This is a genomic window from Desulforhopalus glucosivorans (genome assembly GCF_054397165.1).
Genome location: NZ_AP044854.1, coordinates 3,447,202 through 3,470,223 on the forward strand (window position 1 = coordinate 3,447,202; position 23,022 = coordinate 3,470,223).

Sequence of the window (23,022 nt, forward strand, 5' to 3'; positions counted from 1 at the left end):
ATGTCGTACCCTTAGCAATATCGGTTTTATGGTAATGTTTTACCTGTTCTAATGGTTAGCGACTAATGTCGTCACTTTCTTTTGGGTATACGCCAACTATCTAAGATATGAAGAAAAAATCGTTCGAATCAGCCCGAGAAAAATTTTTGGGATTTAGTCTGGAGTCATCTCGTAAGAGCTATTATCCACAGTTATTGGAACAACTTGAAAATGCAAAAAATAACGAGAAACGCCTGCAACTTCTGATCGATAACCTACCAGCTCGTATCTCATATGTAGATACCAAGGAAATTTTTGTATTAGCAAATAGCGGATATGAATACATTTTTAAGAAAAAAAAGGATGCAGTAATCGGTAGTTCGTTAAAGGATGTCCTGGGCGAGGTCAATTATAAAAAGGTCAAACCATATGTAGAGAAAGTTTTGGAGGGAACTGAAGTTCAATTTGAAACACCTGTAATTACACCAGACGGCAAGACATTTTGGAATGAAATCAGCTACATTCCCACATTTAAGACTTCAGGTCAGGTTGATGGTTTTTATGTACTTGCCCGTGACCTAACAAGTAAAAAGCGATCGGAAGAGGAAAAAAAGAAACTGGAATCAAAGCTTTATGAAACAGAGAAATTTAAGACCATAGGTACACTTGCTGGCGGTATTGCTCATGATTTTAACAACATGCTAGGGGTGATTACTGGTTACTCTGAATTGATCCTCGCCCAAACAGACTCATCTCATCCATTCTACGCTGAGTTGGAAGAAATTCGTAAAGCAGCTCGGCGCTCTGCGGACCTGACCCGCCAGTTGTTAACGTTTGCTCGCAAGCAAACCGTAACGCCAAAGGTTCTTAATCTGAATCTAACAGTGGAGGGGATGCTCAACATGCTGAGACAACTTATTGGTGAGAACATTAATTTCGTATGGGCCCCCGGAACTAACCTCTGGCCTATTAAGATGGATCCATCGCAGATTGATCAGATTCTGGCGAACCTCTGTATCAATGCAAGGGATGCTATACTCCCAGATGTAGGCAAAATCACTATTGAGACCAAAAATACAACTGTCTGTGATAACACAGATTTTATATCTAAAGAATTTGTGAAGATTGTTGTGAGCGATACTGGTGGAGGTATGGATAAGGAGACATTGAGCCACATCTTCGAACCCTTTTTTACAACTAAAGGTGTTGGTGAGGGAACTGGCCTTGGTCTCGCCACTGTGTACGGCGCAGTAAAGCAGAATAACGGTTTTATTAAAGCCTTTAGCAAACCCGGTCAAGATACAGCTTTCATAATCCATATCCCTCGCTATATAGGGGAGCCAACATCGACCATAGAGTATAAAGAATCCATTCCCCATGGAGATGAAACCATCATGCTCGTAGAGGATGAGCCGACATTTTTAAAAATGACCAAAAGGATGCTTGAGAAACTTGGTTATACTGTGCTTGCAGCAGGACACCCTAAGGAAGCCATTCTTCTGGCTAACAGTTTCGACGATCACATCCATCTTCTCGTAACTGATGTAATCATGCCTGGGATGAATGGTAGTGAATTAGCGAAACAGCTTTTAGAAATTCGACCAGAAATGAAACGTTTGTTCATGTCAGGGTACGCTGACAATATCATAGCCAACCAAGGTGTGCTGAAAGGAGGAATGTTTTTCATTCAAAAACCTTTCACGATAGACGATATTGCCAGCGAGGTCCGGAGGGCTCTTCGGGGTTGAGATTAAATATTTTCTTCATATCTTATATTTACAACACCACGTAGACTCTCCCTCTTGAGATATTTTCCACCACTTAATATCAAGGGGGATGCTAGAAGCGGGGCAAGCAACGATAGTAAACTATGCCCCTTGCCCCTGCGATGCCCCGGATTTCGTTATATTGAATAATGAGAAACTCTTACCCCGATGAACGGGATAAGTGCCTCGAAGGTCTCACAGCGTTCACTATCTGGTGGTAAGACGTAACGTACGATTTCAAATTCAACTCCTGAGTTTCTTTGCTTATGACATGCTTTCTGGAGTAAGGCACTAACCCCGATGAACGGGATAAGTGCCTTGGTGGTAAAACGTAACGTACGATTTCAAATTCAACTCCTGAGTTTCTTTGCTTATGACATGCTTTCTGGAGTAAGGCACTAAAATCCGTCAACCATCCTGATAATCTGAAAATTATTAGAAAACGCAGTCCGTAGAACAGTCACATAATTATACTGCGCCCTTGAAAGACTGGTAATGGCGTCCAGCAGATCAGATTCCCGCTGCAGACCTTCGTCATATTTCAGCTGAGTAATCCGCAGATTTTCTTCGGCCTGCTCAATAGATCGATTCGCCACATTGACGTTATCAAGACTCACTTCAAAATCGATAAAGAGGTTGTCCAAATCAGTTGTGAAGGTATCCTTTAACTCGGCAAGTTCATACTGACCTGAACGGGATGAAAGCTTTGCCTTTGTGACGTTTGCCTCGGTAGCTCCCCCCCTGTACAGATTCATGGATAGTACCACCTGAGCACGCAGTTCATCCTCGTCTTCACTGCCCTGGCCCGTAATAATATCGTCTTCATACAAGGAATAACTGCCCACAAAATCAACATGGGGATAGTATTCGCTTTTCTCTCGTTTAGCCTGGGCGTTACTCACACCGATCAAAGCCTCAAGAGCCTTAATTTCGCTTCTTGTGTCGAGCATAGTCTCTGTATACTTGACCTTGTCCATAACAGCAGGAAGAGTCTTGAATTCCGCAAAATCGAGATCATCAAAACTGATACGACTACCAACCTGACGGGAAAGATCATTGATACTTTTCCTCAGACCCGCATCAGCTGCTTTTAACGTGATATCCGCATTATCATAGTCAACTCTAAAGGTCAGAAGTTCATTCTTTCCGATCAGGCCAACCTCATACCTGCTTTCTCCATCACGGTACACCTTACCAAGGGTTTCAAAAGCTGACTGGGCAACTTTTTTGTTAGCAAGCCGTTCGTAAACAGAGAGGTAGGCGAGAGCCACGGTGAGTTGCAGGTCCTGCTGCACTGCCACAACACTATATTCTTCAACATCCCGCAGTAGTTCTGCTGACTCAATATTATACTTATCTCTAAAACCAGCAAAGAGGTTATAGCTTACAGCTCCCACAATAGTGGAATTCTCCTTAGCCTCATAAACACCATCTTCATCCAAAGCGTTAGCGGTATAGCGTACATCCACAAAGGGTAGGTATGGAGCCTTTGCAATAGTAATATCTTCTACACTCTGTTCAAGACTAGTGACGTACTGCTGCACCACCTGCCGGTTACCAAGTGCCATCTCCTGCATTTCCGTAAGGCTTACGGCCCAGGCGGTAGAACTAAAAAACAATAACAGGACAAACGTATTAATTAACTTCATCAGTTCGACTCCTTTCAAATCGGATTACAAAGGCAAGCAGTGCCGGAATAACAAACAGAGTAAACATTGTTGAAACGCTCAATCCCCCAAGCAGAATACTTCCAAGACCACGATACAACTCACTACCGGAACCAGTGGACATAACAAGAGGGCTCATGGCAAGCACACTTGTGGTTGCGCTCATAAAAATTGGGCGAATCCTTGTTCGTACCGCATCAGAAATTGCATCCAGCCCCACAAGGCCATTATAACGTACATTATTCAGAGATTGATGGACAATGAGAATAGCATTATTTACCACTGTTCCAATCAAAATAATGAATCCAAGCATGGCCAGAACATCAAAACCCTGCCTGGTGATAAAGGTATTTACAGCCAGTAGACCCACAAAACCACCCGCAGCCGCAAGGGGTACTGTAAATAAAATAATAAGTGGGTAGAAAAAGTTTTCAAATAGAGCTGAAAGTAACAGGTAGGTAATCAGAAGTGCCAGCAACAAATTCCACTGTAAAGCTTCTCCTGTCTCCACAAGCTTATCCGCATTGCCACCAATTGTAATGGAAACTCCCGGTAATTTACCTGCAGCCGTGAGTGGTCCCACAAGATCGTTTTCAATGGACTCAATTGCAGTTTGCAGTGGAATGGTGGAAGGCGGTGTCACCTGAAGTGTAATTGTGCGTTTTCTCTCCAAGTGGTTTATCTGGGGCATTGACTGGCTATACTGTAAGTCAGCAACATCTCCTACCTTGATGAGGTCGCCATAGTTATTAACGATGGTTGCATCAAGTATACTCTCAGGGCTTGTAAATTTCGCATCACTACCTTTCACAACCAGATCAATCTTCTTGACTCCCGCAGGACTGAAATCATCAATCCGCCTACCGTCCATTAAGATATCCACATAGACGCCAAGATCTTTTTCACTCAAACCATTGGCTGCCAACTTTTGTTTATTAGGGATAACCAAAATCTCTGGATAACTTGTTTCAAGTGAAGGAATCGGTCGAATCTGAGCACCTTGTATCTTCTGAGAGATACCGCCATAGAGCATCATGGCAGAACCGGCGATGGTATCAATATCTTCACCAGAGATATTCACCTCAACGGTTCTTCCTGCCCCGAGACCTTGTTCGAAGATACCTGCCTGAATACTAACCCCGAAAATACCCGGAATTGAATTCATAATTCTTGAAAAAAGAGGGATCAGCTCAGAGGCCCTTGTCTCATGGGTTGAGATCGCACCAAAGAGAGTAAATCTGTCTGCACCAACAAAGAACATCTGTTTAATCTGAGGAAAACCGTCCTTCCCATCTTCTTCAAAGTACGGCACAGACTCATTATAAATTCCCTCGCCGATCTCTTTAAATTTGTCCACAGAGTAGCCTGGAGGCGGAATCAAGATATTAAGGATTAGATTTCTATTCCCCTGGGGCAGATACTCAGCCGGTGGCTTGAGTGCATATATTGCCACCACTGAGATACTGGTAAAAAGTACCACCGTCAACAATCTGGTGAAGACATTTTTAAGGCAAAATCCGGATATACCCATGATGAATCTGACAAAGATCGGGCCGACATAACTTTTCTGTAGAGTATTCTTACTCTTTTGCTTCGAATTCTTATACAGCTGATTAATAAGGGTTGGAATCACTGAAACCGAGACAAGCAAGCTGATTACGATGGAAAAAGTGATGGCTATGGCAATATCACGAAACAGCTGGCCCGCTTCTTCCTGCATAAAAATTACAGGTAAGAAAACAGCAACAGTGGTTGCTGTGGAGGCAAAGACAGCGCCCCAGACCTCTTTTGCTCCCACATAGGCAGCATCAAAGGCGGATTTTCCGAGCTGGCGGTGTCTATCAATGTTCTCTAAGACAACAATGGAGTTATCCACTAACATTCCGACAGCAAAAGAGATACCCGCGAGACTCACCACATTAAGATTTCGACCGGTTAACCAGAGGAAAATAAAGGTACCAATAACAGAGATCGGAATGGCAATGGCTGTGGCAAATGTTGTTCTCAAACTGCGCAGAAAGGTAAGCAGTACCACCACCGCAAGCAGGGCCCCCACAAGCACATTCTGTTTTACCAGGTCAAGGGCGGTATTAATGTAACCCCGCTGGTCATAGACCATTTCAATATAGAGGCCGTTATCTCCCATTATACCATCGTTGAGCCTATTGACTTCAGCCTCAACAGCATCACTCATTTCAAGGACATTGGCCCCCGTTTCCTTACGAAGCCCCACAACAAGAATCTGCTGACCATTATGGAGTACCGCTGCGGACTCTTTCTGATATCCTTTATCAATACTTGCCACATCTCGTAAATACACCCTTTTGAGCCCATCATCATAGATGACAACATCAAGAGCATCTTCGGGGGTTTGGAACTGACCTATGGTACGTATTCTGTAATTCTTTCTACCAATTCCAAGGACACCGGCAGAGGTGGTGGTGTTGGCCTGGACCACAACACCGGAGAGCTGATTAATACTCACCTTGTTCTGAGCCATTTTTTCCATATCAAGGGTTATATGGAGTTCATCTTCGGTTCCGCCGAAGATGAACATAGAGCCAACACCCTTAATACGCTCAAAGTTCTGGCGGACATTGTCCTCAAAAAAGGTCATAAAATGGGTGATGTCTTCCTTATTTTCTTCCTTTGGTTTCACCACCATCCAGACAATTGGAGAACTATTGGCCCCGGCCGCCTCGATGACTGGCTTATCGGCATTATCAGGATAATTCGAGACTTCATTAAGTTTATTAGAGACCCTCAAGAGAGCATCGGAGACCTCAGTCTCAAGAGCAAAGGAAAGAGTCACCTCACCAAAACTATTATAGCTCGAACTCTCCATCTTGGTCAGGCCTTGCAGGCCCTTCAGCGACTCTTCCTGTTTTTCGATTATCTCTTTTTCAATTTCAAAGGGGGTAGCACCACCCCAGGTCGTCTGCACCGTAATCTTCGGGGTCTCCACATCGGGCGTCAGCTGAATCGGTAGCTGATTGAGCCCAATAAGCCCGAAGGTAACCAGCAGGATAACGGCAACCGCCACCGAAACCGGTTTTTCGAGTGAATACTTTACAATATCCATTATTTCCCTCCAACAACCGTTACGGGCTGATCAGGACGTAATCGTTCGTTCCCTTCAACCACAACCGGAAAACCGGGTACAATATACGGGGTATCAGTTGCAATCATCTGCCCCATATAGGAAACGATATTTACAGGCATAATTGCAGCCTTATCATCTTTGACTGAATAGACAAAATCTTTGCCCTGATATTTTATAATGGCAGCCCGGCTCAAGACACTCAATTCCTTTTTTGCACTGCTTGGAACGAGGACTCTTGCGGACATATTCTGGGCAACAGTATCCATGGGTGGGATTTTGATCTTTAAAAAGATATTTTTAGTTTTTAAATCTGCCACCGGATCTATGCCAATAATAGTTCCTTCAATGTCTCTATTAAAGGCGTTCAGAGTCAAAGGAATTGTCTCTCCTATCTGGACAAACTGGAGCATATCTTCAGCAATGGGTGCCCGGACAAAAAGATCAGATGAGGAGCCGATACTCACAAGCAACTTTCCCTGCTGCACCCATGCACCGGAGTCGACCCCCTTACTCAGTACAACCCCGCTAAAAGGAGCACGAATCACAGAGCGTTTCTGCTCAAGGAGAAGCTTAGCAAGATTATCCTGAACCGCGCGTTTCTCCATCTGAGCGTCCTGATAGGCAAAATAGGCATCATCAAAATCTTTTTCGGAGACACCTGAACTGTTAAACAATCGTTCCAACCGTTTGTAGTTCTTCTCCTGATTTTTTATCCTCAGATCAGATTGAGCAATACGGGTTTTAGACAACGCTATTTCTTTTTCAAGAATTTCAGTGTTGAGACGAACGAGCAGATCACCTTCTTTGACCAGGTCGCCCTGGCTTACCTTAATTTCATCAACCAGACCAACTACCTCTGTGGAAATCTCGCTTACTCGCTCATAGTAGAGAATACCTGTCACAGACTGTGTTGTAGCAACCTCTTTTTTGACAACCTCCCCCAGTACAACCTTTGCTGGTGGTGGGCCTGCGGCATGGGCTGCTGCGGCCAGTGATAGAGCACCAATCATAATAATTTTCTTTAACATTTCGTCCCCTCACCCTTTGTGTTCAGTGACACATTCTATTCTACTTTTTATAATACTCAGTACTTCGATTGTCTGATTCCGTTGAGTTACATCAATATCTTTTAATAGTTCTAGTCGCATATTATCAAAAGCATCGCGCACCTCTTCACGGATTTGCATCCCATCACTCGTCAAATAGACAAGACTTGCCCGCCTGTCCTCAGGATTTTTCTTACGAATTATATATTTTTTGTTCTCCAAACGATCCAGCAACCTCGTGATGTTCGCAGCACTTTTTCCAGAAAGACAGCAGAGCGCACTCTGGGTTTGCCCTTGATCGCTATCCATTCGCTTTAAGACGTGAAGCTGTTCCATCGTTAAATCATATTTCTTTAGCCACTGATCAGCAAAACTCCGCATAACCTGTGCTGTCGTGCTCACTAAATGTAGCAACTGCTCATTATCACATGCGTATTCCATTAATTGCCCCCTTAATATTTAACAAGGCAACTAATACCGTTTTTCCAGCTATTTTGTCAAGCACCATTGCAATATGCCCTACCCCATGCTGCCCTCTCTTCTCTCGCCACGAGCTGAAAATCATCCACAAGGTGTCATCAGTCCCTCACCTGTATGTATGTTCTTTATTTCAGTAGAGTCTTAAGATTTCTTGTTTTTATTGCACTTTTTCTAGAGTAATGTACTAAGAAGAACTACTGTTGATTGCTAGAATCATACAAAACAACAATGCTCCACCATATTTTATTATTATTTTCCAGGAGGAATCATGTTGCGAATCATGCGCTCTTTTTTCATTTTAATCACCTTTTTGACCCCGATTCTCTTTCTAAACGGCTGTGGCTACAACTCTCTTCAAGTAAAAGAAGAAGGGGTATTCAAAGCCTGGGCCGACGTTGAGGCCACACTTCAGAGGCGAGGCGACCTCATTCCCAATCTTGTTGAAACGGTAAAAGGCTACGCCAAACATGAAGCTGAAACTCTGGAAGCTGTTATAAATGCCAGGTCCAAGGCAACTTCAGTACAACTCTCCCCTAAAGACTTGAGTAACCCCCAGGCCATGAGTCAGTTTCAGGCAGCCCAGGGTGGGCTTACTTCAGCCCTTGGAAAACTCATGGTTGTTGTGGAAAGATATCCGGATCTAAAGGCGAACCAGAACTTTCTTGATCTTCAGACCCAGCTGGAAGGGACTGAAAACCGAATCAATGTTGCTCGTCAGCGTTACAATGAGGTTGTCGAACTCTTCAACGGCTCCATTCGTAAGTTTCCTGAAAGCCTCACCAATAGCCTCATCCTCCATCTTGACCGAAAAGAGTACTTTAAGGCGGATGAAGCAGCTAAAGCAGTTCCAAAGGTTAAGTTTTAAGTTGTTATGAATAGTCATAACATGAAATTTTTCTGTAATCTTAAGTGGTTCGTAGTCTTCGGCTGCAGCACATTCTTACTGTTGTTCGTGACCCAGCAAAGTTTGGCCCTTGAAGTTCCCAAACTGAGCCAGCGGGTAACTGATAAGGCCAGAATGCTGAACTCTGCCACTGTGAGCCAGCTCGAACAGGTGCTCACAGTTTTTGAACAGGAAGAGTCGACACAAATTGCGGTGCTTACCATCGGCTCACTACAGGGGGCAAATCTCGAATCTTTCTCCCTTAAAGTAGTAGAGAACTGGCAGCTGGGTAGTGAAGATCTGGACAATGGGGCCCTGCTTCTCATTGTTCGAGATGATAGAAAAATACGCATCGAGGTAGGGTACGGTTTGGAAGGTAGTCTCACTGATCTTACTGCGGGCCGTATCATCCGTAACACAATAACCCCCCAATTTAAAAACGGTAATTTTGACCAGGGAGTGATCGATGGTGTCTCTGCCATGATAGCCGCTGTTCGAGGTGAATACATCGGCGAATCACCACAGAAGAAACAGGGAAAACAAGAAGAGGTAACCGGATATATTATTTTTATTTCCTTCCTACTTTTTAATCTTGGTAAGATTTTTGGTCGCAACAAAGTGCTTGGTGGCCTGGTTGGGGCTGGAGTTCTGCCTCTGGCGATAAGTCTTTTCGTCAGCTTCAGCTGGTACATGTTTTTAATCCTCATTCCGGCGGGGTTTCTCGTTGGCTATCTGTCCAGTCTTCTCATGGGGCGTTCCCGCTCCACAAGAAGAATAGGGGGGAGCCGCAATCGAAACTCCAGTACCTTCCCAGGCGGTTTTGGCGGTGGAAGTTTTGGTGGTGGGGGAGGTTTTAGCGGAGGTGGCGGCGGTTTTGGTGGCGGCGGAGCCTCGGGAGGATGGTGATATGAAAAGTCTTGCAGAGTTGTTCCTTACATCAGAGGAACAGAAAAACATAACCCAATCAGTTCAAACTGCTGAAAAAATAACCTCGGGAGAGATAGTCCCCATGGTCGTTTCAAAAAGCAGCGATTATCCCCTTGCCTCCGTGGTCTGCAGCGCATCGTTTACTATCCCTATAAGTATATTACTCACTGTTATAATTGGACAAATGGCCTGGATTGGCCCCAGCAATATGTGGCTGTTTCTTACCATTTCCTCTCTACTCTTTTTTCCTGTCTACTTTCTGGTACAAAAAACAGACAGACTCAAGTACTATTTTTTACATAGTGACCATGTTGAAACAGAGGTCAGCCAAGCTGCTCTTGCTGCGTTCTACAGCCAGGGCCTGTATAAGACCAAAGCCGATAACGGAATACTCTTATATATTTCAGTCCTGGAAAAAAAGGTGTGTGTTCTGGCGGACTCAGGGATCAATGAGCACATTCCACAGGACAGATGGGATACAGTAGTTGAGGAACTGACAGCAGGAATCAAGCAAGGAGAACAATGTGAAGCTATATGTGCAGCAATTGGGTCAATAGGTACGGCACTACAAGCCCACTTCCCTCATGAAAAGGGTGACAAGGATGAACTACATAACCTCATAATCGGCTAACACCCAAAAAGGCCGCTACAGAAAAACCGCAGCCTTTTTAAAATTCTAGGAAAAAGACTTACTCTCCCCCTTCCCCTTCCAGAATATCACGACACCATGAAATGGCTGCCATGGTCTGAGGGAAACCAATGGTAGAGATTAACAACAACAGGGTGTGGTAAATTTCCTCCCTGGTAGCACCAGCTTTTTGGGCCCTTCGGGTATGTGAATGAACTGAGCCTTCAGACCTTGCTGCGGCAGCTGCTGCAAGTTGAATGAGATGGCTTGTTTTATCATCCAGTGGTCCACTCGCACGTACTGTTGAGCCCAACTCTTGAACGGCACTAATAACATCAGGATACCGCTTTGATACGTCATGGTAGGTTCTACTCGGGATGTGATCCTTAGTCATGGCAAATCCTGTTGATTGCAATTAACACTATATCCTCGGCACCCCTTTTGGCCTGTTCAGAATACCAAGTTCCTCTCTTCCCTCTAACTACATCACATCTAGAGTAAAAAGCAAATGATTTCATAACGCTTTTATAACTTTTTCACCTATCCGAACAAAGAGCTCATTAACCTTCTTGTGCTACGACCAACTCCCAGACAACGGCTACGCGCAGATCAAAAATATCTGAGCGTCTTGGTTTGATTGCAAAGGTCTCTATTTCAAAGTTATCCACCTCATAATTGTCACCAAGCTCAAGCACCTTATCCTCAATTTCTATGGCAAGCTCATCTATGGCTGCCTGCACATCCTGCACAGCCTGCTCGGCTCTTTTCACATCACTTTTTTCCTTAGAAACCCTGCCAACATTGCGGATTCCTGTAGCCGCCTTGCCAATATTTGTGGCTGAGAGTTTTTTCCTACCAAAAAATGCTCCCACGATAGCCGCTCCAAAGGAAATAATTGAATCTGTGGTCTTAGACTGAACGTCCTGCTCCTCCTTATCAACCTTTGCCATGGCTCTTTGAAGTTTTTGTTCCAGTCTTTCCTGCTTAGTTCGATACTTTGACTCCAATTTTTCTATGGCTTCTTCCTTCTTCTCACGCAGATGATCACTCAGGCGTACCTTAAAATCGACCAAGGGTTCCTCCGGGTCAGACTCCAGCCCCAAGGTGGTTACCCGAAACAGCTCCAGCCGCCTATTCTGATAGAGGTAGTCGGAAAAAGATTTCGTAAGACTTTTGAGATCTTTTAAGTCTGCAAAACCGTCTGGAAGGGGATAGTAATGACTATCAGTGGGTGGGGTTGTGACACAGTCATCAAGAGTGTACTCGGGGACAAAACTACTTTCCCAGTCCGGGCGGGAAAATGTCTCATCTAACTGGAGCTGTTCATTAAGTTCAATAACCCTATCAATATTTCGTTTGGCGTTGAAAAACCGCACTGAGGCGGCAAGACCAAGCCGTGGCCTGAGGCAGTTTTCCTCATGTATAACATTGTGCATATAATAGAGTTGCTCGATGTTTTTCGACACAACTGGCGGCAATCCAGCCCCACGAGCTGTTGGGCCAGATCCTGCCGATTCTTGCTCGGTCAGATTACTATCAGGCGCTACCGCACCCTTCCCACCTGCCATGAGTTTTTTTATATCGTTTTTGGAAATAGGTCCCTTCAGATATGACATGACCCAACGGGTCTCAAACAGCACCGGTTCATCTACATGGGCAGAATTCATTAAAAACTGCCGTCCCTTCATATCAGAGAGTAGAGAACGAACCTTAGGTGCATCCAGATTTCCATCACTGGCTCCAACAATGCCTTCAACAACCTTTTCCTGATCCTGCCTGGTCTGTAACCTGCCCACAAACCATGTCCCGATGTTGGATAAGCCCTTATAATCAAGATCTACAGGATTCTGGGTTGAAAGAACGACACCTACCCCAAAGGCTCGAGCCTGCTTTAACAAGAGCATCATGGGCTTTTTTGAGGGTGGATTGGCCGTTGGTGGGAAATAACCGAAAATCTCATCCATATAGAGCAGGGCCTTTAGAGAGGATGCCCCCCGCTGTCTCCGCATCCAACCAATAAACTGATTGAGGAGCATGGTCACAAAAAACATTCTTTCCGCATCACTGAGATGAGAAATTGAAAAAATAGCTGTTTGTGGAGTACCGTTATCCCCGTAAAGTATTTTCTGAATATCCAGTGGTTCCCCTTCTGTCCAGGCCGCAAAGGTTGGGCTTGCCAGAATATTATTGAGGGTCATGGCAAGGGACATCCGATCCTTTTGAGGGTAGAATGTATCAAGAGAAAATACTCCCACCTTGGTAAATGGAGGACTCACGATCTGCCCGATAAGTGCTTCTATGGAAAGGTCTTCCCCTTTCCGCCAGAAATGGAGCAGCAGTGAACTCAGGAGTATATGCTCTTTGCTCTGGAGCGGATCACCATCAATATTCACAAGGGCGAGCAGGCTTGTAGTGGTGGCACCCACAAGGCTATTGAGTGTATCAGTGTCTGCGAGAACAGACTCATCAGGGGCCAGAAAACCACTGAGAACTGAAATTGGAACTCCGGCACTACTACCGGGGGTGTAGATGGTCATTGTGGTTTTAGAGCGTAACGCCCTAATGCGTTCCGGACCCTGCCCCCAAAAGGCCAGGCCTTCTTTCCAAGTTTTAGCAGTGACTGCTGCAAACTCATCCACAGACATATCTTTTCTTGCAGCCTCTGCCGAATCGACCCATGGGGCAAAATCTTCAGGTTTATTTTCTGGAAAGCTCAGGAGCAAATTACCCATATCACCCTTGGGGTCAATTACGATGGAAGGCACATTATCCATGATCGCCTCCTCAATAAGACCGATCCCAAGACCTGTCTTACCACTTCCGGTCATACCGATGATGACACCATGGGTGGTGAGATTCTTATTCTTATATAAAAACGGTAAATCAGAGGGTTCGCCACTTTGCAGATCGAGTTCCCTGCCAAGGTATAAAAGACCTAACTTCTCATATGGGTATTTGTCAGCCATGGTATCCAGCCTCCTTAAAGAATAAATATTTTCACTCTATTGAATTAGATTATATTTACTGTTAACACGATTCCTTAATAATTCAACAATTTGTAATTAGAGTTTACCTCTCATTTACATTTGCCAAATGGGTGTCAGTGTTTAATTATTATTCTCATTATTTGAGCAGAATCGATATTTACATTTGCTGCCAGAAATGGTTCAGTTTATAGTAATTATGAGCAACTGCTACATTCATATTATGTTTTTATGAATGAGCTACCAAGGCACGTATCCCGGCGTACTCCAGAGAACCGGAGTAAATATCGTTTTATGATGTTTTCAGGGGGCGACTTCCATCCAGATCAAACACCCTCACAGGCGTGTACTTTCTGGGTCTCCGGACATTTTTTGAGAAAACTACTATCCTGAGGTTTTCCGTATCATGCAGACAATCCACATAAACAAAGGTCTCGACATTCCTATCTCCGGAGCTCCGATGAACTCCATCAGGGATGGAAACAAGATCGGCCAAGTTGCCCTGTTGGGTGACGACTATATCGGTATGAAACCGACCATGCTGGTCAAAGAGGGTGACAGGGTCACACGTGGCCAGGCGCTTTTCACCGACAAGAAAAATGAGGGGATAATCTTCACCTCACCCGGTTGCGGCATAGTCTCCTCTATTAATCGCGGAGAAAAGAGAAAATTTGAATCAATTGTTATCCGGCTCGATGGGGATGAGGCTGAGGAGTTCTGTACGCCGGGCACTTCACTTGATTCGTATACCCAGGAGACCATACGAGAGCTGCTTATAGCATCGGGGTTATGGACCACCATCAGAACACGGCCCTACGGGAAAAACCCTTCCATCGATTCTTCACCATCATCACTGTTTATTACAGCTTCAGACAGTGCGCCACTTGCAGCAGACCCACAGACAATAATTGAAGACTCAGCTGACGTATATCAGCTCGGCCTGCAGGTTTTGAGAAAAATGCTCCCCTGCCCGATCCACTACTGCAGCCAGGCAACAGAGTTGCTTGACTGTGAACAGACAGGTGGGGTTGATTATTACAGCTTTCAAGGGCCTCACCCAGCGGGATTGCCATCCACCCACATCCATTTCATTGATCCGGTCCACGAAAATAAAACGGTCTGGCATATCGGTTATCAGGATGTTATCGGCATCGGGCACCTGTTTAGCCATGGTACCCTGCCAACTGAGAAAATCGTTTCTCTCTGCGGGGCCGGAACCATAAACCCTGCACTGGTACGAACCAGAATAGGGGCAAACCTTGCGGAACTCTGTCGGCGTGAGCTTTCCCTTGAAGACAGTCGAATCATTTCAGGCTCTGTCCTCAGTGGCAGGGAGTCTGATGGCGTCACAGGTTATCTTGGCAGATTCCACGATCAGGTTTCCGTCATTTACGATTCTACCGGGCGCTCAATTTTCAACTGGTTGCTCCCTGGACTCAAACGTTTTTCAACAAGGCCCGTCTTTGCCTCCGCCTATGTGAAAGATCTGAAGCTGCCTATGAACACAGCTCTCTGGGGTGGAGGACGGGCTATTTATCCCCTTGGCACCTATGACGAGGTGATGCCCCTTGATATCATCGCCACATCGCTTCTCAAATCCATCTCAAAGGGTGACACTGAAAAATCCGTTGCCCTTGGCTGCCTTGAACTCATTGAAGATGATCTTGGGCTGTGCGGTTTCGTCTGCCCCGGTAAAAACGAATTTGGCCCCGTTCTCCGTAATGTTCTTACAGCGGTGGAGCTGGGTGGATAATGTCCTCCCTCCAATAAAATTGAATAAAAAGGTACTAACTGACCTATGAAATTTTTAAGCAAATTCATGGAAAACCTCGGGGAGCACTTTGAAAAAGGTGCCCCCCTTGAGCGCTGGTATCCTCTCTATGAGGCTTTCGACTCCTTCCTTTTTGGATCGAACCAGACCACAAAGATTGCCCCCCATGTTCGCGATTCCATCGATTTAAAGCGGATCATGACGACAGTCCTCATCGCTCTGTTTCCCTGTACCCTGATGGCCATGTGGAACACAGGCTACCAGGCAAACATCGCACTTGAAGCAGCCGGTATGACAAGCTTTGAAGGCTGGCGCGGCGTTATTATGGGAACCATTGGCTGCAACTCGGCAAGCCTTAGCTCAAACTTTATCCACGGCTCCCTCTACTTTTTACCCATCTACATTGTCACCATGATTGTGGGGTCAATCTGGGAGGGTGTTTTTAACATTATTAGAGGCCATGAATTTTCCGAGGCTTTTCTGGTAACCGGCCTTCTCTTCACCCTGACCCTGCCCCCAACTATTCCACTTTGGCAGGTTGCAGTAGGTGTGAGTTTTGGACTCATCTTTGCTAAAGAAGTCTTTGGCGGTGTTGGACGCAACTTTATGAACCCCGCCCTTGTTTCCAGGGCCTTTATCTACTTTGCCTACCCTGCCCAAATTACTGGTGATTACGTCTGGACAGCTGTGGATGGAATTTCCAGCGCCACCCCACTGGCTCAAGTTGCAGGGGCAGACATAAGCGGTGCCATGGGGGGGCTCAATGTTACCTGGATGCAGACCTTTCTCGGCACCATCCCCGGCTCCATGGGAGAGACATCGACTCTTGCCTGTCTCTTTGGCGCCTTTGTACTGCTTTTAACCCGTATTGCCCCGTGGAGGGTGATGGCTTCAGGCCTCATTGGTGCCCTTCTTTGTGCTACATATTTCTATGTGGTTGGAAGTGAAACCAATCCACTCTGGGCCATTCCTCCCCACTGGCATCTTGTCATCGGCGGCTTTGCCTTTGGTCTGGTTTTCATGGCGACTGACCCTGTATCAGCTGCCCATACCCACACCGGCCAATGGTTATATGGCCTCTTAATCGGAGCTGTTGCTATTATGATTCGGGTGGCTAACCCCGCCTATCCTGAAGGAATAATGCTCGCTATACTTCTTGGAAACGTCTTTGCGCCCCTGTTTGACTATTTTGTAATCCAAGCCAACATCAAGAGAAGGATGGTACGCCATGGCTGATGAACATCCACTAAAACCATTTTATTCGGTTCTGGTTCTAGCCTTTGTTTGCTCTGCACTGGTTGCGGGTGCTGCTGTTGGCCTACGGCCTATGCAGGAGGCAAACAGAATCCTTGACCAGAAAAAGCACATACTCTATGCAGCAGGCCTCTATGACAGTGGCAAAAGCATTGAAGAAATGTTTAGCCCTATAGAAACCAGAGTTGTTGAACTGGCAACAGGTAGCTATGTCGGTGAGGGTGTGGTTGACCCAACAAATTTTAAGCAGGCAAGGGCAGCTTTTACAGACGAATTTGGCCGCCCCCTTACAGGCGATGAAGATATTGCCAAGCTCAAACGTGTTGAAAAATATTCAGTGGTTTATCTCGTTAAAAATGGAGATAAGACTGAGCAGATAATTCTTCCGGTTCGGGGCAAGGGACTCTGGTCCACCATGTATGCCTACGTCTCCCTTGACGCTGACATGTCCACTATTAAGGGCGTCTCCTTCTATGAGCACGGTGAGACACCCGGGCTTGGTGGAGAAATTGAAAATATAGCCTGGCAGAGTAGCTGGCAGGATAAAAAGATCTACTCCGAAACGGGAGATGTTGCCCTGGGCTTTGCCAAAGGAAAAGCATCAACCACTGATGAAGCAGTAGTTCACGAGATTGACGGGCTTTCCGGTGCGACACTTACCACCAAAGGAGTTGATAATCTCATGGAATTCTGGTTTAGCGACCAAGGCTTTAAACCTTTTATTTCACTAATGAAAAAGGAGAACTCCAATGGCTGAAAGTAATAAGGAGCTCCTCTCCCGCTCCATTTTTAAACGTAATCCTATTGCCTTATTGGTCCTGGGCATCTGTTCGGCACTTGCGGTCACGGGCCAGATGACCACAGCCTTTGTTATGTCGATCTGTGTAACACTGGTTGTTGCCTTTTCAAGTCTTACCATCAGTATCGTACGTTTTCAGATACCAAGCAGTGTTCGAATAGGTCTACAGATTACGGTTATCGCAACGCTGGTAATCCTGGTCGATCAGGCTCTAAAAGCATTCTATTTTGATCTATCAAAACAACTCTCTATCTATGTTGGACTCATTATTACCAACTGTATTGTTATGGGTCGTGCTGAAGGTTTTGCCATGTCAAATCCTCCCATCCCAAGTTTTATAGATGGTTTGGGTAACGGTCTTGGTTATGGTTTTATCTTAATGTCAGTTGCCTTTGTTCGGGAACTGTTTGGCTCAGGTTCACTCTTTGGCTACGAAATCCTTCAGCTGACGACAAATGGTGGCTGGTATATTAGAAACGGTTTTCTGGTGCTACCAGCCAGTGCCTTTTTCCTGATTGCCTTACTCATCTGGCTCTTACGTACCATTGATCCCGAACAACAGGAGAGCGAATAATGGAACATCTTCTCGACATCATCATCCGTTCAATATTCCTGGAGAACCTGCCTCTGAGCTTTTTCCTTGGCATGTGTACCTTTCTTGCCATTTCAAAACAGGTCAAAACAGCCATCGGCCTTGGTGTTGCCGTCCTGGTTATCCAGATTATCACGGTGCCCATAAACAACCTGATTCTGAACTATCTTCTCAAACCCGGCGCTCTGGCCTGGGCAGGATACCCTGACATCGATCTCAGTTTTCTGGGGCTGCTCACCTATATCGCTATCATTGCAGCTGTCGTCCAGATTCTTGAGATGTTTCTCGACCGCTTTATCCCATCACTCTACAACACCCTTGGAATCTTTTTACCGCTCCTCACCGTTAACTGTGCCATCTTTGGCGGGACTCTTTTTATGGTGGAACGTGACTACAACTTCTCAGAATCCGTTGCCTATGGCTTTGGTTCCGGGGCTGGGTTCTTTCTCGCGGTGGTTTGTTTAGGAGGTATTCGGGAACGACTTGAATATGCTGACCCACCTGCAGGGTTAAGAGGTCTAGGGCTTACCTTTATTTCAGCGGGCCTTATGGCAATTGCCTTCATGGGCCTTGCGGGCATGGAAATGTAACGAGGTCTCACAACTGTAAACGAGTACACAAGGGAATCAGGCAATGACAGAAATATATATCGGAGTGATCTGCTTCTTAGCAATCCAATTCATTCTGGTCACTTTAATTGTAACTGCTAAAAAGACCCTGCTGCCAAGCGGTGCGGTCGAGATTGAAATTAACGGCAACAAAAAATTTGAAGCCAAACCAGGCGGTAAACTCCTCACGACCCTTTCAGAGCAGGGCGTTATACTCTCTTCAGCATGTGGAGGTGGTGGAAGCTGCGGCCAGTGCCGTTGTATAGTTTCTGAAGGCGGCGGCTCGATCCTGCCAACAGAAAAGGGCCAGATCAATAACCGGGACGCCAAACAGGGGATGCGTCTGTCCTGTCAGGTCCCTGTAAAGCGTGACATGAAAATTGAGGTTCCAGCTGATATGCTGGAGGCAAAGAAATGGCAATGCAAGGTCGTTTCTAACGAGAATGTTGCAACCTTTATTAAAGAACTGGTGATTGGCCTTCCCGAGGGGGAGCAGGTCGACTTTAAAGCGGGTGGCTATATTCAGATTGAAGTACCGCCCCACACCATCGACTACCAGAATTTTGAGATTGATGAACGTTTTCTCTCTGACTGGACCAAGTTTAAGATGTTCCAGTATAAGTCACACGTCCACACTCCGGTAACAAGAGCATACTCCATGGCGAACTATCCCGGGGAAAAAGGCATAATTAAACTTAATGTCCGAATCGCAAGCCCACCGCCAGGTCAGGCTGCAATACCACCAGGACAGGTTTCATCCTATATATTTAACCTACAGCCAGGTGATGATGTGACCATCGCAGGGCCATTCGGTGAATTCTTTATGGATGACAGTGATTCTGAAGTTTTACTTGTAGGTGGTGGCGCTGGAATGGCCCCACTTCGCAGCCATGTTTTTGACCTGTTTAAGGGGAAAAATACCGATAGAAAGGTATCCTACTGGTACGGCGGTAGAAGTATGAAGGAGTGCTTTTATCTTGATGAATTTGAAGAGATTGCCAGGAACAACGATAATTTCGATTTTCACCTGGCACTTTCAGATCCACTTCCGGAAGATAACTGGACCGGACATACCGGTTTTATCCACCTTATTCTTTTAGAAGAGTACCTTAAAGACCACCCTGCACCTGAGGATATCAACTACTATCTCTGTGGACCTCCTATTATGAACCAGTCTGTCTTTGAGATGCTCGATAATCTTGGTGTTGAAAGTGAAAATATCCACTTTGATGATTTTGGCTAATTTGAGATCTGTGATTACTATATAAATATGACAACATTTATACTTTCACTACTCCTTACATTCTCCTGCATCCTGGCAACTGCTACGCTTATCAGCTATTGCAAGAGACGACAGGCGAGAACTAAACATGGCCTCACAGGCATGTGCCATAAATCGGGTGCTGAAATGGGGAGTTGCTGTAGCGCTAAGATGTTTGAAGGTAAGGGCGCATCCTGCAAAAAATAAAAAAAGGGAGGAGGCTTTCTACGCCTCCTCCCTTTTTCACTCTATTCTTGTCCTTAGCTTTTACGATTTATACGGCTTATAATCTGTATACCCCTCAGGACCATCAGTATACCAGAGACTCATGTCATCTGATGGATTCAGGGGCCAGTCGTTTTTCAGCCGCTCCACAAGATCCGGATTAGTAATATATGGTCTGCCAATTGCCGCCACATCCGCAAGTCCCGCCTCTAGTCGCTCTTCAGCATCTTCTTTTGAATATCCACAGTTACCGATAATTACACCGTCATAGTGAGCTCTGAACTCAGACAGGGTCATTGGCTCTCCCTGTTCATGGAAACCAAAAGCCAAACCATCCATTATGTGAACGTAGCCTAGGTTTAATGTATTAAGCTCTTTGATCACATGGAGATATGTTTCCCGGTAATCACTACCCCCCATATCGTTAAAAACACCATTCGGCGAAAGTCGTACTCCAACACGTTCAGAGGGCCAAACCTCCATTACAGCAGCAAGAACCTCTCCAAGCAACCGGTATCTGTTTTCAATACTGCCGCCATACTGATCCTCACGCTGGTTGGTCTTTGAATCGAGAAACTGATTGAGCAGATAACCATTAGCACTATGCACCTCGACTCCTGAGAATCCTGCATCTTTCGCATTTTGAGCAGCAGCTCTATAGTCGTTCACTAAACTGGCTATTTCAGATGTTTCAAGCGGTCGTGGTACCTCATAATCCTTTTTACCTTTTGGCGTGTGAATTTGATCACCGTTTAATTTCACAGCAGAAGCAGATACAGGTAAATCTCCATCATGAAAATCACTATGGGAAGCACGACCACAATGCCACATCTGTAAAAATATCGGCGTTTGCTTGTCTTTTAATCGGTCTGTTACTCTTCTCCAGCCTTCGACCATTTCCCTTGTATAAATCCCCGGAGAACCAATCCAACCTATTCCCTGCTCTGAAATAACTGTGGCTTCGGTAATAAGTAACCCGGCCGATGCCCTCTGATGATAATACTCAGCCATCATGTCATTAGGAACTCTGGTCTCTCCTGCCCGTCCTCTTGTGAGTGGAGCAAGAGCTATTCTATTTTTTAATGTCAGATCTCCAATACGCAATCCATCAAATAATTTCGTCATTTAAAATCTTCCTTTATGGTTAAAGTTACGCCTATTTTGGCATTTCAACACTATAAGTAATATTTTTTAAATGTCTTCTTTATTGATGACTTCAATGAGATCTATCAACTTATGCTATCATACCAACCACTTGTCAGGCGGCCAATTATTCAGAAAACCCAAGTTTAGAATAATTTTTTTGCGGTTTATATAATTTAAAAACATTTTATTTGACTTTTACATAAAATAAAAGTTTATACACTTACATATTCACAAATAAACCAGAAAGGACTGTCATGGAGATTGATGAGACAAACATAGAGATTCTTCGCCATCTAAAAGATGGTAGAAAATCTTTTAAGCGGATCGCTGACGCACTTGATGTTACCGAAAATACGGTACGGAGTCGTGTCAATAAACTCCTCGACGAAGGAATTCTGGATTTTTCCGGTGATGTTGCCATCGATGCCCTGCCAGGACACAGCATGCTGTATCTCGGTATTAAGCTCGGGTCCATGGACCTGAAGGACAAGGCCTCCCAGTTTAGTAAATTAAAGGGGGTCGTTTCAGCAGGAATCGTCACCGGAAGATATGACATTATTCTACAGGTACTTCTTGGTAACAACTATAACCTGCTTGAGTTTATCACCGAACAGGTTGCAACTGTTGGAGATGTTCAGACCGTAGAAAGTTTTATTGTGTACAAAGGTTATAACCTAAAGGTGCCCTACATTCTTTAGGAACATCGGTTCTTTCTTTTTGGAATCAAAAAGAGGAGCCACACCACTTACCCCACTCAGGAGAACGCTATGATCGTTGGAATTTTAAAAGAAATCAAAGTACTAGAGAACAGAGTTTGTATGGTACCTTCCGGCGTTGCAACTATGATTGCCAACGGCCATAAGGTCATCGTTGAGAAAAATGCCGGTGCTGGTGCCGGTTACCCTGATGCAGAATACACTGCTGCCGGAGCATCCATTGCCGACACTCCTAAAGAAGTATTTGATGCTTGCGACATGGTTATGCACGTTAAAGAGCCACAACCATCTGAATACGACTTGATCCGTGAAGGTCAGATTGTCTTCACCTACCTGCACCTCGCTGCAGACCTGCCACAGACCGAAGCACTTGTTAAGGCAAAGTCTATTAACATCGCTTACGAGACCATCGAGAAAGCAGACGGTTCTCTTCCACTGCTCGTACCTATGAGTGAAGTTGCCGGTCGTATGGCCGCTCAAGAAGGTGCAAAATATCTTGAAATGCCACAGGGCGGCATGGGCGTACTTCTCGGTGGTGTTAAAGGTGTTGCTCCTGCTACCGTTGTTGTTATTGGTGGCGGTGTTGTTGGTATCAATGCAGCTAAGATGGCAGCAGGTCTTGGCGCTCAGGTATACATGCTTGACACGAATCTTGAAAGACTTGCATATCTTGATGACGTTATGCCTGCAAACGTTTTCCCAGTTATGTCAAATCCAGCAATTCTTAAAGAATATGTTACTAAAGCTGATCTCGTTATCGGCGCTGTACTTATCCCCGGTGCAAAGGCTCCAAAGCTTATCACCAAAGATATGCTCAAAGACATGAAAGACGGTTCTGTTATCGTGGATGTTGCAATCGATCAGGGCGGATGTATTGAGACTTCTAAGGCAACCACCCACGCAGAGCCTACCTATGTAGTCGATGGCGTTGTACATTACTGTGTTGCCAACATGCCTGGCGCTGTTGCAAAGACTTCTACTCTTGCTCTTACCAACGCAACCCTCCCATATGCTGTGGCAATTGCCAATAAGGGCTGGAAGAAAGCATGTATCGACAACGTTGAGATCGAGCGCGGTCTTAACGTTGTTGAAGGCAAGATCACCTACAAGGCCGTTGCTGAAGCTTTTGACCTGGACTACACCCCTTCAGCTGACGTTTTGAAGTAAGATCTACTGATTCTATAGCA

The 23,022-nt window shown here is 45.3% G+C and carries 20 protein-coding genes; 13 read left to right on the plus strand and 7 right to left on the minus strand.

Annotated features, from left to right (window positions below; all coding sequences use genetic code 11):
• The first annotated feature begins 107 nt into the window (after nt 1-107).
• Nucleotides 108-1,727 carry a response regulator gene (locus tag ACX6CI_RS14990; RefSeq protein WP_458774453.1) on the plus strand — a complete coding sequence of 540 codons (1,620 nt, stop codon included), beginning with the start codon at nt 108-110 and terminating at the stop codon, nt 1,725-1,727.
• Between the two features lie 416 nt (nt 1,728-2,143).
• On the opposite strand, the gene ACX6CI_RS14995 is transcribed toward ACX6CI_RS14990, so the two are convergent.
• Genes ACX6CI_RS14995 through ACX6CI_RS15010 form a run of 4 tightly spaced genes read right to left on the minus strand, consistent with a single transcriptional unit; the run spans nt 2,144 to nt 8,002 of the window.
• Nucleotides 2,144-3,394, minus strand: coding sequence for a TolC family protein (locus ACX6CI_RS14995; protein ID WP_458774454.1), 1,251 nt, complete (start codon nt 3,392-3,394; stop codon nt 2,144-2,146).
• Complete coding sequence (locus ACX6CI_RS15000) at nt 3,381-6,494, minus strand: efflux RND transporter permease subunit (RefSeq protein WP_458774455.1); 3,114 nt, start codon at nt 6,492-6,494, stop codon at nt 3,381-3,383. The genes ACX6CI_RS14995 and ACX6CI_RS15000 overlap by 14 nt, the downstream gene beginning before the upstream one ends.
• Nucleotides 6,494-7,543: an efflux RND transporter periplasmic adaptor subunit gene (locus ACX6CI_RS15005; protein WP_458774456.1), complete on the minus strand. Its 1,050-nt coding sequence runs from the start codon at nt 7,541-7,543 to the stop codon at nt 6,494-6,496. The genes ACX6CI_RS15000 and ACX6CI_RS15005 overlap by 1 nt, the downstream gene beginning before the upstream one ends.
• Nucleotides 7,544-7,552: 9 nt before the next feature.
• Entirely contained in the window at nt 7,553-8,002 is a 450-nt protein-coding gene (locus ACX6CI_RS15010; RefSeq protein WP_458774457.1) for a MarR family winged helix-turn-helix transcriptional regulator, read from the minus strand.
• A 307-nt stretch (nt 8,003-8,309) separates the two neighbouring features.
• Here ACX6CI_RS15010 and ACX6CI_RS15015 point away from each other — a divergent pair, with 307 nt between their 5' ends.
• Genes ACX6CI_RS15015 through ACX6CI_RS15025 form a run of 3 tightly spaced genes read left to right on the plus strand, consistent with a single transcriptional unit; the run spans nt 8,310 to nt 10,482 of the window.
• Nucleotides 8,310-8,906, plus strand: a complete 597-nt coding sequence (locus ACX6CI_RS15015; protein ID WP_458774458.1) for a LemA family protein — start codon at nt 8,310-8,312, stop codon at nt 8,904-8,906.
• A gap of 21 nt (nt 8,907-8,927) precedes the next feature.
• The gene (locus ACX6CI_RS15020; RefSeq protein WP_458774459.1) at nt 8,928-9,830 is read left to right on the plus strand and encodes a TPM domain-containing protein; all 903 of its coding nucleotides are present in this window, start codon (nt 8,928-8,930) and stop codon (nt 9,828-9,830) included.
• A 1-nt stretch (nt 9,831) separates the two neighbouring features.
• Nucleotides 9,832-10,482 (plus strand): TPM domain-containing protein, encoded by a 651-nt coding sequence (locus ACX6CI_RS15025; RefSeq protein ID WP_458774460.1) that lies wholly within the window; start codon nt 9,832-9,834, stop codon nt 10,480-10,482.
• A 58-nt stretch (nt 10,483-10,540) separates the two neighbouring features.
• Here ACX6CI_RS15025 and ACX6CI_RS15030 read toward each other — a convergent pair whose 3' ends face one another.
• Complete coding sequence (locus ACX6CI_RS15030) at nt 10,541-10,873, minus strand: carboxymuconolactone decarboxylase family protein (protein WP_458774461.1); 333 nt, start codon at nt 10,871-10,873, stop codon at nt 10,541-10,543.
• Nucleotides 10,874-11,039: 166 nt separating this feature from the next.
• Complete coding sequence (locus ACX6CI_RS15035; protein ID WP_458774462.1) at nt 11,040-13,445, minus strand: helicase HerA domain-containing protein; 2,406 nt, start codon at nt 13,443-13,445, stop codon at nt 11,040-11,042.
• Nucleotides 13,446-13,869: 424 nt separating this feature from the next.
• Here ACX6CI_RS15035 and ACX6CI_RS15040 point away from each other — a divergent pair, with 424 nt between their 5' ends.
• Genes ACX6CI_RS15040 through ACX6CI_RS15070 form a run of 7 tightly spaced genes read left to right on the plus strand, consistent with a single transcriptional unit; the run spans nt 13,870 to nt 19,955 of the window.
• A complete protein-coding gene (locus ACX6CI_RS15040; protein ID WP_458774463.1) occupies nt 13,870-15,216 on the plus strand; it encodes a Na(+)-translocating NADH-quinone reductase subunit A in 1,347 nt (448 codons plus the stop codon).
• Between the two features lie 45 nt (nt 15,217-15,261).
• Nucleotides 15,262-16,470 (plus strand): NADH:ubiquinone reductase (Na(+)-transporting) subunit B, encoded by a 1,209-nt coding sequence (locus tag ACX6CI_RS15045; protein WP_458774464.1) that lies wholly within the window; start codon nt 15,262-15,264, stop codon nt 16,468-16,470.
• Nucleotides 16,463-17,245, plus strand: a complete 783-nt coding sequence (locus tag ACX6CI_RS15050; RefSeq protein WP_458774465.1) for a Na(+)-translocating NADH-quinone reductase subunit C — start codon at nt 16,463-16,465, stop codon at nt 17,243-17,245. Before ACX6CI_RS15045 ends, ACX6CI_RS15050 begins: the two co-directional genes overlap by 8 nt.
• On the plus strand, nt 17,238-17,861 hold the full coding sequence (locus ACX6CI_RS15055) for an NADH:ubiquinone reductase (Na(+)-transporting) subunit D (RefSeq protein WP_458774466.1): 624 nt from the start codon (nt 17,238-17,240) through the stop codon (nt 17,859-17,861). The genes ACX6CI_RS15050 and ACX6CI_RS15055 overlap by 8 nt, the downstream gene beginning before the upstream one ends.
• Nucleotides 17,861-18,469: an NADH:ubiquinone reductase (Na(+)-transporting) subunit E gene (gene nqrE / locus ACX6CI_RS15060; RefSeq protein WP_458774467.1), complete on the plus strand. Its 609-nt coding sequence runs from the start codon at nt 17,861-17,863 to the stop codon at nt 18,467-18,469. The genes ACX6CI_RS15055 and nqrE overlap by 1 nt, the downstream gene beginning before the upstream one ends.
• A gap of 43 nt (nt 18,470-18,512) precedes the next feature.
• Nucleotides 18,513-19,730: an NADH:ubiquinone reductase (Na(+)-transporting) subunit F gene (nqrF, locus tag ACX6CI_RS15065; RefSeq protein ID WP_458774468.1), complete on the plus strand. Its 1,218-nt coding sequence runs from the start codon at nt 18,513-18,515 to the stop codon at nt 19,728-19,730.
• Nucleotides 19,731-19,757: 27 nt separating this feature from the next.
• On the plus strand, nt 19,758-19,955 hold the full coding sequence (locus ACX6CI_RS15070; RefSeq protein ID WP_458774469.1) for a hypothetical protein: 198 nt from the start codon (nt 19,758-19,760) through the stop codon (nt 19,953-19,955).
• Between the two features lie 60 nt (nt 19,956-20,015).
• On the opposite strand, the gene ACX6CI_RS15075 is transcribed toward ACX6CI_RS15070, so the two are convergent.
• Nucleotides 20,016-21,098 carry an alkene reductase gene (locus ACX6CI_RS15075; protein WP_458774470.1) on the minus strand — a complete coding sequence of 361 codons (1,083 nt, stop codon included), beginning with the start codon at nt 21,096-21,098 and terminating at the stop codon, nt 20,016-20,018.
• Nucleotides 21,099-21,373: 275 nt separating this feature from the next.
• On the opposite strand from ACX6CI_RS15075, the gene ACX6CI_RS15080 reads away from it, so the two are divergent.
• Nucleotides 21,374-21,817, plus strand: a complete 444-nt coding sequence (locus tag ACX6CI_RS15080) for an Lrp/AsnC family transcriptional regulator (RefSeq protein ID WP_458774471.1) — start codon at nt 21,374-21,376, stop codon at nt 21,815-21,817.
• Nucleotides 21,818-21,886: 69 nt separating this feature from the next.
• On the plus strand, nt 21,887-23,002 hold the full coding sequence (ald, locus tag ACX6CI_RS15085; RefSeq protein ID WP_458774472.1) for an alanine dehydrogenase: 1,116 nt from the start codon (nt 21,887-21,889) through the stop codon (nt 23,000-23,002).
• Nucleotides 23,003-23,022 lie beyond the last annotated feature (20 nt).